Consider the following 14940-nt stretch of genomic DNA (forward strand, 5'->3'; position numbering starts at 1 on the left):
CCGGGTCACCGTGCCCGAGGTTGAAAAGCTCATGAGCGGCGATGGATCAGGACGCGTCCAGCGGTAAGTCCAATGCGCGACCAACAAGGCTTGGCACACTCGGAACCCTTTTTAAGGCTTGGTGCCTTTTCGATGAGTTGACGGCACGTCAATGGCGGTAGCGTAGGCAGCTCCTACTGAAACCGACGACTGAAACCCACGCGCCCATCACAGTTGCACTCAGCTCTGGTATGGGCTTCCCTGCGAATTTGCGAATTTGCGAAGTTGGATTGTGGGGGTGGTGATATGGTGCATTCAACAGCCAAGTCATATTTGGTTCATCGGCAGAATGCTTTGTGGAACTTGCTAAGATGACATGCGGTTTGTGCCTGCTACATTTTGCGTCACTGCAAAACAGCGGTAGAGATCAACCAAAGCCCAATTGGACGTGAGGCTCAGTATTCGACATATCGCCCTCTTCAGTGCGCTGTTCGCGCTTTTATTCTCGACAGGAGAAGCCTTGATGGCGGCAAACGAACCGGAATGCCGCGTTGAAGGCGCGGAAAAGAACAAGGTTGCCATGGCTCCGGCGCAAATGTGTCGATGCTTTCAAGACCAACTTGCCGAGGATGTCGGCGCAAATGCAGATTTGTCTGACATCCGCGTGGTTTTGAGGATGGACGGCGCGCACAGCGTCGAGGCGACCATCACCACTGTTTCAGGCGAGCAATCGCAAATCGTGCCCCCGATCACAGTCGAAGTCCTGGACCGTCCCATCAATTTGCGCGATATTCGCAGTCTGGCCACGTCGGTTGGTCACGCTCTTCTTAACCAGAACTCCTAACACTTCAGGAAATGCAAAACGGGCATTACGTGTAGATTATGACTTTCCAGACCTTCGATCACGACCGTCCTGCACTCAGCGAAACCCCTCGGGACACATTTGCCCCGGATCTCCCCGTTGGCGAGTTTTACAAGGGCGGTCTGCACGATGGGCACTGTGCGTGCCTCGCCTGTCATCAGAAAGAGGACGACGCTACGGGCATCGAGGCCGTTCCCGTTCCAGGTTCAGCGCAAGATACCGGCAGCAGCACCGCGACACAGGGCGAGGTTTCGCCCGGTGCCTTTGTGATCGATCAGATTGAAACAGCCGGCGACAGCGATTGGTTTTCGATCAATCTCCTGGCTGGAGAGACATACACATTTACCGTCTATCTCCTGGCCGGAGGATTGCGCGACAGTATTTTGAACTTGCGCGATGACCAGGGCACAATCATTCGAACCAATGACGACGCCAATATAGATCAGAACCTGCTCTATTCCGAGATTACCTTCACCGCGAGCGAGGCGGGCACCTATTTCCTGGATGTGAGCGGGTTCGGGAGCGCGACAGGCGGCTATGTCTTGTCCAGCTCGCGCCCTGTTGATGACGCGGTTGGTGCAAGTGTCGCAACCAGCGGCGACCTGGTGATTGACGCAGCCGCCACCGCTGGGGCGCTTGAGCAAACCGGTGACCGCGACTGGTATGCGGTCAATTTGGTGGCCGGTGAAACCTATTTCTTTGAAACCTTCAACACCGGCGGGGCCAACGATGTCGACACGACATTGTCGCTTCGAAATGCGTCTGGCAATGTTCTTGCCTATAATGATGACAGCACCGGCACCTATTCGCAGATACGCTTCACCGCGACGCAGACCGGGACGTTCTACTTGGATGTTGGCGGCTGGGCCGATGGCGAACAAGGCGATTATCAGGTCAGCGCAGTCATCGCGCCGCCTTTGCAGGAACTCACCAATGACGGCATTGCAGAATGGCTGTTGTATGGCCCGACCCTCAATGAAGGCAACATCAGGCGCTGGGACGCCACACAAGGCGACACACTGACGGTCAATTTGACCTCGTTGACAGCAGCGGGACAACTGCTTGCCCGCGAAAGCTTGAAGCTTTGGACAGACGTTACCGGCATCAATTTTGTGGAAGTGGGTACAGGGGCACAGATCACCTTTCAGGACACCGAAGAGGGCGCGTTTGCGCGCAGCACGTTTTCGGGGGGCATAATCACAAGTGCGACGGTCAATGTTTCCACCGCCTGGCTGGCGAGCCAGGGGACGACCTTGGACAGCTATTCGTTCCAGACCTACATTCACGAGGTCGGGCACGCGCTGGGCTTGCGCCATCCAGGCAATTACAACGGCGATGGCAGCTATTCGCAGGATGCCCAGTTCCTGAACGATTCCTGGGCCACCACGGTGATGTCCTATTTCAGCCAGACCGAAAACACATTCTTTGCCGATCAGTCTTTTGACAGGCGTTTTGCAGTGACCCCTATGTCGGCCGATATTGTGGCCGCGCAGGTCGCTTACGGTGCTTCGACAGACACGCGCACGGGCGACACCACCTATGGTGTTGGCAATAACAGCGGCCGGGCGACATTCGGTGTCGGCGATGCAGCGACCAACAATGCGGGCCAATTGCTTGCCTTTACCATTGTCGACAATGGCGGCGAAGACACGCTGAACTATTCCAGCTTTAGCGCTTCTCAAGAGATCAACTTGAACGCGGAAGCCTTCTCTAGTGTTGGCGGCAGCACCGGCAATATGAGCATTGCGCGCGGGACCGTGATCGAAAACGCGATTTCGGGCAGCGGCAGTGACACGCTTATCGGAAACGATGTGGCGAACAAGCTGACCGGGGGCCGTGGCAACGATACGCTGGACGGTGGTAGCAATGTCGATGTGGCAATCGTGTCAGGCAATATGGCCAATTACACCGTGACCCAGACATCCCTTGGCGTGTTCCGAGTGGTTGGCGCGGACGGCACTGATACCCTTACCAATGTCGAATTCCTGCAATTCGATGATCAGACCATGCGCCTTTTGCGCGGGACAGGTGTGTCAGTCAATTTCGAGACTGCGGACCCATCCGTCTATCAGAATGCGATGAACAATATTCTCGACTTTGGCGGTAACTCGCTGGGTGGGAATGGCAATTGGCTGCGAATTGGCGCGGCTGACGTCAACGGCGATGGCGACATCGACCAGATCCTTGTGAACGATTCAATCGCCCGCTTTGCAACCGTTGGCACTGCGCCAGATGGGCTGGTCTATTTTGACGACAACAGCTGGGCCGGTGAAACGCGCGTGGCTGGCATCTATATCGACCCGCTGGTTCAGTCGGGTGATGTTGAACGCTTTAGCCCCAATGACAGCCAGCAACGCTTCCAGAACGATCTGGCGATTGAGAACATCAACCGGGTTCTGGGCGGGGATGATTACGACGGCGACGGGCTTCAGGATGTCTATTTCGCGCTCAATGATGGCACCGCCTATCTTCGTGCCGTGATGGAAGCCGATGGCAACATTCGCTATGCCAATTACCAATCGCAAGCGCAGGTGATCGAGTTCCTTAACGCCAACGGTTTTGGCGAAGAAACCTATGGCGACTGGTTTACAAACGGCAGTTCGCAAGAGCCACAAAACGGCAAGGGATTGGCGCAAGATGATCCGGTGGTTGAACCTTTCGCACTCAACCCGGCGCAACCTTTCGGCTTGCCAGACGCAGGACTACCCGGATTGACGCTCGCGCAGCTGTATATCGGGGCGGGTCTGCCTTCGATTGAAGAGAACGCGCTCGAATTTTATGGTTAGGCCGCTTCGCTTTCGTTGATGCGTTCGGCGACCTGAGGCACGATAATGCTGCGTTCGCCGCCAAATTCCTCTCGGATCACGATCAGCCCGCTGCGTTCCAAATGGTCGAGCAAGCGGCGCACCCGGCTGGGTGAGGAACTGCCATAGAGCAGCGCCAAATCCTCTTCGCCGGGCATCGGTTCGCCAAGAGCAGTTGCAACAACCATAGCGAGATAGGGCGCGAGCACGTCTTCATCGACGCCTTCGATCATCTCAGCGACAACCTCGTAGGCTGCGCCCTCAAGCTTGTGAAGGCCGCCAATCTCGCAGGCGAAAAGACGGCGGAAATGGCCGATGTCGACATGCGCGCTTGGCACGCCTCGCTGGCGGCACAGGATCGCGAAGTCGCGGAAAAGGGAAGTGGTTGAGCGAAAGGTTGCGCCATCGCTGCGCGCCAATTCGCGAACCACGTCGTCAATTTCGAACACCCCATCATCGTCGTTGGTGGGGATTGCAGCAGGGGCGCCATTGCTGGTCCCGGCTGGCTCGGCTTCGACCTTTTCCGGCGCGCAATCCGTGTTCGCTGGCCGTTCGACTGGTTGCGAAACGCGAGACAAAGGTACAGTCCTCGAAACCGCCGCCGGCACCGCGGTTGATAGGGCGCGCTCAAGCTCTGCTGCGGGGCGAGGGGTGCGCATGGGCCGCGGCATATCGGGCTCTGCGACCGCTTCGTCCAGCTTATCGGTAAGGAGCGTCTCCATCCCTTCACCAGTTGCATCGGGCAAAGGCAAAAGCCCTGTTGCAGCGTTTTTGCCCCCGGTGCGCACAGAGCCCACATTGACCGCGACCGGGCGGCGGCTGACGGCTGGGCCCAGCCCCAGAAACTGTCCGCGCTGCAAATCCCGGATACGGTCGGCTTGGCGACGGTCCATGCCAAGAAGGTCCGCTGCGCGCTGCATATCGATATCAAGGAAGGTGCGGCCCATCAGGAAGTTCGACGCCTCTGCCGCCACATTCTTCGCCAGTTTCGCGAGCCTCTGCGTCGCAACAATCCCTGCAAGCCCGCGTTTGCGTCCCCGGCACATCAAGTTGGTCATCGCCGACAGTGTCATGCGGCGCGTCTCGTCGCTCATTTCGCCAGCGGCAGAAGGCGCAAACATCTGCGCTTCGTCGACCACCACAAGGGCGGGGTACCAATGCTCTCGCGGGGCATCGAACAGGGCAGTCAGGAACAGCGCAGCGCAGCGGATTTGTTGTTCCACCTCCAGCTCGTCCAGCGCGAGAACCACCGATGCGCGGTGCTGGCGCACACGGGCGCCAAGCGCCTCAATCTCGCGCGCGGTGTAGGCGGCGCCATCAATCACGACATGGCCAAATGGCTCGCTAAGAGAGGCAAAGTCGCCTTCGGGATCGATCACGACCTGTTGGACCAACCCTGCACATTCTTCGAGCAGTCGGCGCAAAAGGTGCGATTTGCCGGAGCCTGAATTGCCTTGAACCAGCAGCCTTGTCGCGAGCAGCTCTTCAAGATCGATATCGATACCTTGTTGCTGCGAATCTTGGCCAATGTTGATCTGAGTGCTCACTGCCCAAGTCTAGGCACGCATCCTCAGCGCGCAAAGGTGAGCGGGCAAGTTTTCCAGCGATTCAATCAAGCAGAGCTACGGCTGCGCTCTTTGGCTCAGCTGATAGGCATAAAGCGACGGCGCAAGTGTCACGGGCGAGTTAAGCAACTCTACGTAAGGGGCGGGCTTGTGGTTGAGCCCGATTGGGCGATTGCCGTGCATACCAACAATCCTGGCATCAGGGCCTTCGGAACCGGCAAGGATCTCGACTTCCTGCGCAGCGGATGCGCCGCCGGTAAAGTTGACTTTCAGGTTCCACGTTGTGTTGTACCGCCCGTGCCCTGGCTGCCAGTAGCCAGCTCCCCCCGCCTTATACAGATCATACCGAGGGACGCCGTCCTCAGCCGTTTGATCGGGGGTCACATGGACAGTCACATTGTCATACAGGTTCTGATGATTGGCCCCGGCGTGCTGGTCCAATGTTGGCGTCGTCCAAACGGTTGAATTTGTGTAAACCGATTTTGTCGCCTGCGTGTTGAAGCTGAGCGAGTGCTCTGTCGGATTGCGAACGGTCAGGCCGTCCACCAACACATTGTGCACATTGCCGTCGTGGACGCCGGTGAAGTAAATCCCGTTAAAGCCAGACTCAACATGATGCCCAAAATAGGGGTTTTCAGGGAATACAAGATAGAGGTCTTCCACTCCGACATTCGACAGGTGATCCCATTTGGCAAAGGAGGCCGGCACGGTTGAGGCAATGTTCAAAAGGAGCGGATCGGCAATTGTGACGGTGTTGCCATTGATACTCTCAATCCTGGTGGCCTGACGCGCCAGTGGACGGTCCGGGAACTGCCAGTGCCGGCTTCCGATCTTTTCATCCGTATCGCCATAAATCTCAGCGACGGTGACTTCGCGTTCAAATTGGGTCCCGCTTGAAATGTGGGCGATGGTTTCAATTTCGCGGTCATAGCGCGGCAGATAGGTTGCATGCCGCCCGCCGGGATAGCGTGCCCAGATGAACCCGGCGCTCCAACTGTGTTCGGAGAAAAGCACATCAAGGTTGCGATCGGGCTGGCGTTCGTATTTGTCCTCTTCCTTAAGGTATTCGCAGATTTCGGTAAGCACGCCGTCATCCTCGATCTGGTTGAGGGGGCGGGGCATGAAAAGCTGTGTTCCTTCCTCTCCCATACCCATGCCAGCGAGCACAATATCGCTGCGTTCAAGCCACAGGATTTCAGTCAGAATGTATCGACCTTTGCCAAGCTGAACTCTGACAGGTCCTGATCGCGGCGCTGTCATCAATCCCATCATCGGCAATGGCTCCGAAATCGGCGACGTTAATAACCGCGCCTCGCACAGGGATTTGCCCCCTGCCATATTCATATCCAGCGTAGGAAAAATCGGGCATCGGGCGCTGTGCCTGCGTCTCAGGGGCAGTGAGGATAGTCGGCAACTGTCCGGCCTCTGCATGATGCGCAAATACGAGCGGTCCGGACAAGGAAAGTCCGTATGCTAAAGAGCGTAAGCCTCTGCGAAAGAACGGCAATTTCATCTCACTCCCAAATGTACAGTCACTATAACTGACTTTTCAAAAGGGGTATTGACGAGCGATGCTACCGGTGTCATCTTTTTGGGAAACCGGTGTCATTAACAAAAGATGTCGGAAAAACATCACAGGGGAGAGTTATCATGTCATCAATCGGAGCACCGCACGTCTGCGGTTCCAGCGCGGTTCTTCGCGCCGCATTGCTTGCATCTGCCATGTTGGTTGCAGCACCTGCTTTGGCGCAGGATCAGACCGATCAATCAGCCGATGAAGCGCAGGTCGACGGGGGCGAAATCGTTGTCATCGGCGAAATCAGCCGCGAAATTCAAAGTTCGCTGGAGACGAAGCGCTCACTCGATGTGATCGGTGATGCGATTATGGGCGAAAACATTGGTGACCTTCCCAGTCTTTCTATCGCAGAGGCGCTTGAACGCGTCGTTGGTGTGACAGCCGAGCGTTTCCAAGGCGGTTCAACCGGTGTCGCGGTTCGCGGCCTTGGTTCATTTCTTGGAGCCTCTTTCATCAACGGGCGCGAAGTGACTTCGGGTGCAGACGGCCGTGATGTGAATTTCTCTCAATTCCCATCTGAGCTTATCGATGGTGCCATCGTCTATAAAACGCAGCGTGCCAACTTTATCGAAGGCGGGATCGCGGGTAATATCGAGCTCCAGACGCTGAGGGCTCTCGACTACAACAAAAGCCGCGTTCAATTGTTTGCGCAAGGCGGTTACAGCGACGCGCAAGACCGGGTGACCGATGGCAGGAACCCGGTTGAGGGGCGGTTTAGCGGCTCTTACATCGACCAGTTTGAAACCGGTATTGGTGAAATTGGTGTTGCGATTGGTGCGCAGGTGCGCCGTGGTTCATTCGCCGAAGACATCTTCACCTCAAGCTCGACCTTCCGCCCGTGCAACACAATCGAAGGCGTCGACAGAAGCAACAATTGCACTTTCTTGTCGGACGGTGACGGCAATTCAACAGGCGCATCGCAGCCATACTTCATCTCCAACCAGTACATTTACCGTGCGCAATCGACGCGCCGGGATCAGGAGGCCATTCTTGCCTCCGTTCAATGGCAGCCAAGCCCAAGTCTCGACATCGTTCTGGATGCTCAATGGAGCGACCGGCGCGACGATGAAGAGCGCGCGAACCTTGTGATTGCAGATGGTCGCCGCGATATCGCGCCCATCGAAGTCTCTTCGACCGGTGCACTGCTCGCGCACACCGGCGAAACCCGGCTTGAAAACCAGTCTGTATTCCGTGAGCGAGACGAGCAGTTTATCGGCCTTGGCGGCAATGTTGAGTGGAACAATGGCGGGGCTTTGACCATTGCAGCTGACATTGGATACACCAAGACAGAGCGCCGTCAGGACGAGCGCGACATGCGTATCAGGACCAATGATCGCCTGACATTTGAATATGATGCGCGCGATAATATCATCCCAGCCCTGACCTTCCTTGATGTGTCAGATATTGAGGATGACACCGGTCTCGCTTTCGATCTCAACAATCACGACCTTTACACCAATGGCCAGCGCGCGCGGCGGCGGCTCGAGAATGTGGATGAGAGCGTTTTCTCATTACGGCTTGATGCACAATACGAGCTTGAAGGGTTCTTTAGCTCGGTCGAAACGGGCTTTCGTTATGGTGACCGTCAGCGCATTCAGGATGACGGGATGGATACGACCGTGGCCTTGGCTGGCGGTGCGTATTTCACACCAGACGCGCTTGCGACCCGACGTGATGAATTCCTCGTCAATAATCTGTTCGAAGGCTCTGGCAGCCCGACTACTGGATTGAGCTTTGCAACGTTCCGTGCACGTGATCTGTTCACCGCGCTTACCGGCGATCCTGATGCAGGACTTCCCACAGGCTCCACCCTGTCTGCGCAAGACACCGATGTCACGGAGAAGACCTACGCAGGATACGTGCAGGGTAACTTTGATTCGAACATTTTCGGCCTTCCGGCATCGGGTAACATTGGCCTTCGCGTTGTTCGCACCGATGTAACGTCGGTTGGTATCAGTTCTGCGCTTGAGACAAGCCCAGGCGCCGACCCCGATACTGTAATCATCACTGAAGTTGGCGATCCAATTGCCAATGTTGAAACAAACGGTTTCTGGACCTTCCTGCCAAGCGCTAACATCACCTTTGAGCTCGACAGCGAAAAGCTTCTGCGTTTTGCCGTTTACCGAGCGATTGCGCGTCCTGATCCAGCCGGTTTGTCAGCGGCTTTGACTTTCGATGATGAAGCGGACCTTGGCGAACTTGGCGCGATTGTCAGTGCGGCAGGCAACCCGTTCATCGAACCGCTTGAATCATGGAATGCCGATGTTTCGTTCGAGTGGTACTTTGGCCAGGCTTCATCCTTCCAGCTCGCTGCTTACTACAAGCTACTGCAAACCGGTTTTGAGACTTCGGTCACGCCTCTGACTTTAAATGTTGACGGCGTCCCAACAGAGGTGATTGTCGGTCGTCAAGTGAACTCTGGTGAAGAAAGCAGGCTGCTCGGTTTTGAAATCGCCGCGCAGCATAAGTTTGAAGAGCTTCCTGCGCCTTTGAACGGGCTGGGCGTTCAGGTGGCTTACAACTTTGCCGACACTGGCAGCTTTGAAACGCCGGACCCGGTTGTGGTCTCAGGTCTCGCTTTGGCTGATTTCACCGAGCCTGCGGGCATCAGGGGTGCGTCTAAGCATACGTTCAACGCCAATGTGTTCTACGAAACCGGACCATTCTCGGCCCGCGTTGCTTATCGTTACCGGTCGAGTTTCTTCCGTCCGTTCCGGCAGGACAGCAACCGGTTTAACGCAGGCCAAGGCTTTGTTGACCTTTCGGCCAATTATGACCTGACCAAGAATGTTCAATTGCGGGTGCAGGCCCTCAACATTTTTGATGAGCCTAACCGCCAGTTCCGCCCCGTTCGGGACAGCCGGTCGCAGACGGAAATCTCCGGACCACTCTATTATGTGGGTGCGCGCTTCAGGTTCTGATCCACTTCTTGTAGGGCACCCATAATGGCATCCGATGCAATCCTAACTGAAAGCAGATTGCAGGAAATCTCCAGCACACTTGTCCAGGCACGGCTTGGCGCAGGATCGCTTGAGAGTTTTCCTGGCGCTCTGCCAGCCTGTCTCGATGATGCGTATAAGGTGCAGGCTTTATCGCGCGGGGTCTGGCCGGATAAGGTGGTCGGATGGAAGGTGGGGGGTATTGCGCCAAAGCATAGAGCAGTGCTGGGGGCAGACTACCTGTCCGGCCCCATTTACGAACGGCAGATGTTTGTCGCCAAGCCGGGTGAGGCTGCGAGAATGCCGGTCTTCAAGGACGGGTTTGCAGCGATTGAGCCGGAATTTATTCTCCAGATGGGGGCAACGCCCGATGCGGACCGTGTCTTTATCGGCGCAGAGATTGCGAGCAGCCCGATTGTTGATATCAACGGGATTGGGCCGCTCGCGGTTGTTTGCGATTTTGGCAATAATAACGGCGTGTTGATCGGGCCTGAAATCCCTGGATGGCAGCAGTTGGATGGAGAATGCGTGCCGGTTGTAGCCGAAATTGATGGCGACATTGTTGGTGAGAAGGAGGTTCTCGACCTTCCTGCCGCTGTCGAGCGCGCGCGCGCGTTCCTGACTGATCTTGCAACGGCTAAAGGCATTTCTTTGCCAGCAGGCACATTGATATCAACCGGCGCAATCACCGGCGTGCATGATAGCGCATGCGGTGCACATTCCACGCTGCATTTTGGCAAATGGGGCGACCTTTCAATCGAGTTGGTCGCGCAAGAGCCGTTTGTCTGACCCGCTTTTTCACGCGCTATCACGGCGCTCTGTTGTCGCGGGGGCGATCGGTCGAGTTTCGGTTGCCTGGCAAGGTGCGCGCCGCGTCTGGGCAACGCCTTTACCTCTGATGATACCCATTCCCTTGGCTCTCCCAGTGTTCAGGCGGTCATTCGTTTTGGAGAATTGCTGACGCAGCAAACCGATGGACGCTTATTGCTCAGCATGGTTGCAGGCGGGCTTAATGGGTCCTGACCCTAATCGGATGAGCTTGGCACCGCTCAATTCAATCGAGCCTTTGACCAAGGTCATCGCGCTGCCTTTTTTGTTCCAGTCCACGGCGCATATGCGCAGCGCGCTTTTATGGGCACAGGGCTCCTGTTGGTGATCGCAACGCCGATGGTCTTGCCCACCCTCTCGGTGGCATGGCGAGGTGCCATGTGATGACCTTTGCTACATTCAAGTTTCGGTGGCATAGGACAGCGGAGCAATGTGCAAGGGACGAGCGTGAAGACCGGAAAGCCAACCATCAACGATGTTGCAAGATTGGCCGAAGTCTCCAAGAAAACGGTCAGCCGCGTCATAAACAATTCGCCAGCGCTGAGCGAAAAAACCCGCGATAAAGTGCAATCCGTCATCAAGGAAATCGGCTTTGTCCCAAGCCTGCAGGCGCGGGCATTGGCTCTTAGCCGCAATTTCATCATTGCGGTGCTTCATGATAACCCCAACGCCCAGTTTCTGGTGAATGTCCAGCAAGGCATACTGGATGAGCTTGCCAGCACCGAATATGGCCTGATGGTGCAGCCGGTTGATCGCACGTCGGACCATTTGTACGACAACATTCGTTCATTTCTGGAGCGGCATAAGCCTTACGGCGTCGTTCTTCTCCCGCCGATTTCGGAAGACGATAAGGTCGCCGAAATATGCGAGGAATTTGGCTGCGGATACATTCGCATGGGCTCGGTGAAGCTGGACAAGGCTGAACACACAATCAGCTCAAACGATCGCGAGGCGGTTCGCGAGGCGGTCACTTACCTGATCGGTAAGGGGCACACCCGCATCGGCCTGATCGAAGGGCCAGCAGGCTTCACCTCCCCGCGTGAACGGCGCGCCGGGTTTGAGGAAGCGCTGGAAGCCGCCGGCATTGCGCTTGACCCCACTTTGATCAGGCCGGGCAGCTATACGTTTGAATCCGGGGTCGAGGCCGGGCAGTCACTCGTCGATCTCGAAAATCCGCCCACAGCCATTTTTGCATGCAATGATGAGATGGCAATCGGTGCGATTATCGCTGCGCGAAGGAGCGGATTGCTCATCCCCGAAGACCTGTCGGTTGTCGGTTTTGATGACACCCCTTTATCGAGCCATGTCTGGCCAGCGCTCACCACCGTTAGGTGGCCCATTGTCGAAATGGCCCGGTTGGCTGCGCGCAAGCTGATTTTGAGCGACGATCAGGAAGCAGCGATGCGTTGGCAGCTTCCCTCAAAGATGATGGAACGCACCTCAGTCGTCCCTCCAAAGCAACGGTAAATCTCTGAGCATACAGCCTTGTGCGAAAGCACTTGCATCATAAAATGACACCGGTTACCTAAACTGCAATCAAAAGGTCAAAAGCACTCTTCGCACAAGGGTGCGCGGGAAAGGAATACATCATGAAAGTCGCATTGATTATTGAAAACAGCCAAGCTGCCAAAAGCCCTGTCATCGAAACTGCCCTTCGCTCGGTTGCAGAACCACTCGGGCATGAGGTGCTGAACTTTGGCATGTATACGGCCGAGGACGAGGCGGCTCTTACCTATCCGATGAATGGGCTTCTTGCCGGTATTCTGCTCAACTCAGGCGCTGCAGATTTTGTGGTCACTGGCTGCGGCACCGGCATGGGTTCAATGCTGGCCTGTAACGCAATGCCGGGCGTTTTTTGCGGCCTTGTGATCGATCCAACCGATGCGTTTTTGTTCAACCAGATCAACGCTGGCAACTGTATGTCGATGCCATATGCCAAAGGCTTTGGCTGGGCAGCAGAACTCAACCTTGAAGATTGCTATCGCAAGATTTTCGAAACCGAAGCTGGCCTTGGCTATCCGCGCGAACGTGCGGCGGTCATGAAGACCAATCGCGGGGTTCTTGCCGATATGAAAGCGGCGGCCTGCCATGACATGCTTACCGTCCTTAAAACCGTCGATCAGGACCTTCTGAAAGCTGCGATTGCGGGTGAGCGTTTCGAAGAGCTTTTCTACCCTAACTCCAAAGACGACGAGATCAGCGCTTATCTGAAATCGCTTGGCTGATTGGGTCCACACAAGGCTTGGATGAGGGGAAAGTTGATGACGGGCATGTTTGATCTGACCGGTAAGGTTGCGGTTGTGACCGGCGCGAACACAGGGATCGGTCAGGGGATCGCGCTTGGCCTGGCAAGGGCGGGCGCAGATGTCGCCCTGGTGGCGCGCAGCGATGCGAGCGAAACTGCGCAACTTGTGAAAGACCAAGGGCGGCGATGCGCCGTGATCGAAGCCGATCTTTCCACGATTGAACCGTGCGAGCGGATTGTCGAAGAGGCCGTCGCTGAGCTTGGCGGGTTGGATATCCTCGTCAACAATGCCGGGATCATCCGCCGCAATGATGCTCTCGATTTTACTGAGGAGGATTGGGATGCGGTGGTCGACACCAATTTGAAAACCCTGTTTTTCCTCAGCAAAGCAGCGGGCGCACACATGGCGCAGCACGGTGGCGGGTCGATCATCAACATCGCATCCATGCTGACATTTCAGGGCGGTATCAGGGTCGCAAGCTATACTGCTTCGAAAAGCGGGGTAGGGGGCCTGACCAAGCTGCTCGCCAATGAATGGGCAGCAAAAGGCATCACGGTCAACGCGATTGCGCCGGGCTATATCGCGACCAACAACACGGCCGCTTTGCAAGCCGATGAAACCCGCAACCGTCAAATCCTTGAGCGGATCCCTGCGGGCAGGTGGGGGAAACCTGATGACCTTGCAGGCGCAGCGGTGTTCCTTGCCTCTGATGCGGCCCGCTATGTCCAAGGGCATATTCTGGCCGTCGATGGCGGCTGGCTGGCGCGGTAGGCATGATGGAGACATTCAAGAAACTCGCGCGGGTGGTGGTTCTTTCGGCGGTCGGTTCCGTCATTTGGGCCACCCCGGCAATCTCGTCTGCGCAAGACAGTGTTTCTCCCGTACGCGAATACCAATGCCGCGGATCGCAAGGCTATGCGGAGGATTTTGACGGGCGGCGCACCTTCCTTTGGCGCCCGCAATGGCTTGAGGCTATTTCAGCCGATAGCGAGCGGCGCAAAGACGCGATTTCCAGGGCTGACAAGGCACTTGGGCGTGGCCCCTATTCGGTGACGGATAAATCCAAACTGGTCCCTGGTGCATCGCCCGATGATTACACATCGATCGGTCCCTATTGGTGGCCGGACCCCAAGAAATCGGACGGGCTTCCCTATAAGCGCCGCGACGGCGAGGTGAACCCGGAGCGCAGCGGGCCAGATTTTGACAAGGAACGCCTCTCGAAACTGGGCTCAGATATGGAAGACCTGTCGGTCGGATACTACCTCACCGGTGACGCGCGATATGCACAGCATGCGGCGGTTCTGGTGCGAGCGTGGTTCCTTGATCCAGAGACACGCATGGCGCCCAATATGGATTTTGCGCAAGGTATTCCGGGGCGGGTGAATGGACGCGGCGAGGGGATCATCGAGGCATCGGATTTCTCAACTGTGGTCGAAAGCGTCGGGCTGATCGCTCCTTCGTCAGCGCTTGGCGATGATGAGATGAAAGGCCTCAAGATCTGGTTTGCACAATTCGCACAGTGGCTTGCGACCAGCGACAACGGCACGGCGGAAATGCAAAAGACGAACAATCACGGCGTCTTTTTCGATTTCTACCTTTCACATTTTGCCCTGTTCGCAGGGCTTGATAGCGTCACAAAAGACATCACCAGCAATTTCCCCGAATTTCGTTTGCGCCGACAGATGGATACACAAGGCCGCTTTATCGCTGAGCTAAAACGGACGCGCAGCTGGCATTATTCCAACTATATTGTCGCAGGCGCTGGAAGGCTGGCCACAATTGGCGAATGCGTCGGCGAAGACCTCTGGAACGCCCAATTGGATGACGGCCGCGGGTTAGCGACAGCGACGCGTTTCCTCGATGAATATTCCGATCAAATAGAGACATGGCCGTTTCCAGATCGCGATCTTGCCGCGAAAAGAATTGACCGGATGGAGCGCGTGCACGGCCTCGTCGACACCTTGTTCGCACGCGGCGAGAGCTTTCCAGAGGGAAGTCAGTTGCCGTGACCTGTGTCTTCGTATGGCACCCACAATCGCTCTAACATTCAATGCTTTAGTCCAAACAAAGGTACCTCCCCATGGCTGAATTTTTGTCTTTTGGTGAAATCATGCTTCGGTTGAAAACGCCGGGGCACCAAC

Annotated in this window: 11 protein-coding genes; 8 read left to right on the plus strand and 3 right to left on the minus strand. The window is 56.3% G+C overall.

Annotated elements, in window-relative coordinates:
• The first annotated feature begins 502 nt into the window (after positions 1-502).
• Complete coding sequence (locus EH31_RS16500; RefSeq protein WP_034962463.1) at positions 503-823, plus strand: hypothetical protein; 321 nt, start codon at positions 503-505, stop codon at positions 821-823.
• A 38-nt stretch (positions 824-861) separates the two neighbouring features.
• Entirely contained in the window at positions 862-3627 is a 2766-nt protein-coding gene (locus tag EH31_RS17100) for a M10 family metallopeptidase C-terminal domain-containing protein (RefSeq protein ID WP_051699385.1), read from the plus strand.
• Here EH31_RS17100 and EH31_RS16510 read toward each other — a convergent pair.
• The 3 genes from EH31_RS16510 to EH31_RS17605 form a co-directional block, all read right to left on the minus strand.
• On the minus strand, positions 3624-5192 hold the full coding sequence (locus tag EH31_RS16510) for a helicase HerA domain-containing protein (protein WP_034962464.1): 1569 nt from the start codon (positions 5190-5192) through the stop codon (positions 3624-3626). The two genes, EH31_RS17100 and EH31_RS16510, sit on opposite strands and share 4 nt — an antisense overlap.
• Before the next feature lie 75 nt (positions 5193-5267).
• Positions 5268-6470, minus strand: coding sequence for a hypothetical protein (locus EH31_RS16515; RefSeq protein ID WP_161782171.1), 1203 nt, complete (start codon positions 6468-6470; stop codon positions 5268-5270).
• Positions 6406-6669, minus strand: coding sequence for a hypothetical protein (locus tag EH31_RS17605; RefSeq protein ID WP_152553623.1), 264 nt, complete (start codon positions 6667-6669; stop codon positions 6406-6408). Before EH31_RS17605 ends, EH31_RS16515 begins: the two co-directional genes overlap by 65 nt.
• Before the next feature lie 191 nt (positions 6670-6860).
• Between EH31_RS17605 and EH31_RS16520 the strand changes: the two genes are divergently transcribed.
• From EH31_RS16520 to EH31_RS16545, 6 genes are all read left to right on the plus strand, one after another.
• Positions 6861-9707, plus strand: a complete 2847-nt coding sequence (locus EH31_RS16520; RefSeq protein WP_034962467.1) for a TonB-dependent receptor — start codon at positions 6861-6863, stop codon at positions 9705-9707.
• A gap of 24 nt (positions 9708-9731) precedes the next feature.
• Positions 9732-10514, plus strand: coding sequence for a 2-keto-4-pentenoate hydratase (locus EH31_RS16525; RefSeq protein WP_051699386.1), 783 nt, complete (start codon positions 9732-9734; stop codon positions 10512-10514).
• Between the two features lie 486 nt (positions 10515-11000).
• The gene (locus EH31_RS16530; RefSeq protein WP_034962468.1) at positions 11001-12020 is read left to right on the plus strand and encodes a LacI family DNA-binding transcriptional regulator; all 1020 of its coding nucleotides are present in this window, start codon (positions 11001-11003) and stop codon (positions 12018-12020) included.
• A gap of 122 nt (positions 12021-12142) precedes the next feature.
• Positions 12143-12778, plus strand: a complete 636-nt coding sequence (locus EH31_RS16535) for an RpiB/LacA/LacB family sugar-phosphate isomerase (protein ID WP_034962470.1) — start codon at positions 12143-12145, stop codon at positions 12776-12778.
• Positions 12779-12814: 36 nt separating this feature from the next.
• Positions 12815-13570 (plus strand): 2-dehydro-3-deoxy-D-gluconate 5-dehydrogenase KduD, encoded by a 756-nt coding sequence (gene kduD, locus EH31_RS16540; RefSeq protein WP_034962472.1) that lies wholly within the window; start codon positions 12815-12817, stop codon positions 13568-13570.
• Between the two features lie 2 nt (positions 13571-13572).
• On the plus strand, positions 13573-14808 hold the full coding sequence (locus EH31_RS16545; RefSeq protein ID WP_051699387.1) for an alginate lyase family protein: 1236 nt from the start codon (positions 13573-13575) through the stop codon (positions 14806-14808).
• Positions 14809-14940: the final 132 nt, after the last annotated feature.

It is taken from the genome of Erythrobacter longus (assembly GCF_000715015.1).
Lineage (GTDB): Bacteria > Pseudomonadota > Alphaproteobacteria > Sphingomonadales > Sphingomonadaceae > Erythrobacter > Erythrobacter longus.

What these genes read in the sequence shown, in the direction of transcription:
- EH31_RS16545 (WP_051699387.1), top strand. Translation starts at nt 13,573, where the DNA reads ATGATGGAGACATTCAAGAAACTCGCGCGGGTGGTGGTTCTTTCGGCG.
- EH31_RS16520 (WP_034962467.1), top strand. Translation starts at nt 6,861, where the DNA reads ATGTCATCAATCGGAGCACCGCACGTCTGCGGTTCCAGCGCGGTTCTT.
- EH31_RS17100 (WP_051699385.1), top strand. Translation starts at nt 862, where the DNA reads ATGACTTTCCAGACCTTCGATCACGACCGTCCTGCACTCAGCGAAACC.
- EH31_RS16525 (WP_051699386.1), top strand. Translation starts at nt 9,732, where the DNA reads ATGGCATCCGATGCAATCCTAACTGAAAGCAGATTGCAGGAAATCTCC.
- kduD (WP_034962472.1), top strand. Translation starts at nt 12,815, where the DNA reads ATGACGGGCATGTTTGATCTGACCGGTAAGGTTGCGGTTGTGACCGGC.
- EH31_RS16515 (WP_161782171.1), bottom strand. Translation starts at nt 6,470, where the DNA reads ATGACAGCGCCGCGATCAGGACCTGTCAGAGTTCAGCTTGGCAAAGGT.
- EH31_RS16500 (WP_034962463.1), top strand. Translation starts at nt 503, where the DNA reads ATGGCGGCAAACGAACCGGAATGCCGCGTTGAAGGCGCGGAAAAGAAC.
- EH31_RS16535 (WP_034962470.1), top strand. Translation starts at nt 12,143, where the DNA reads ATGAAAGTCGCATTGATTATTGAAAACAGCCAAGCTGCCAAAAGCCCT.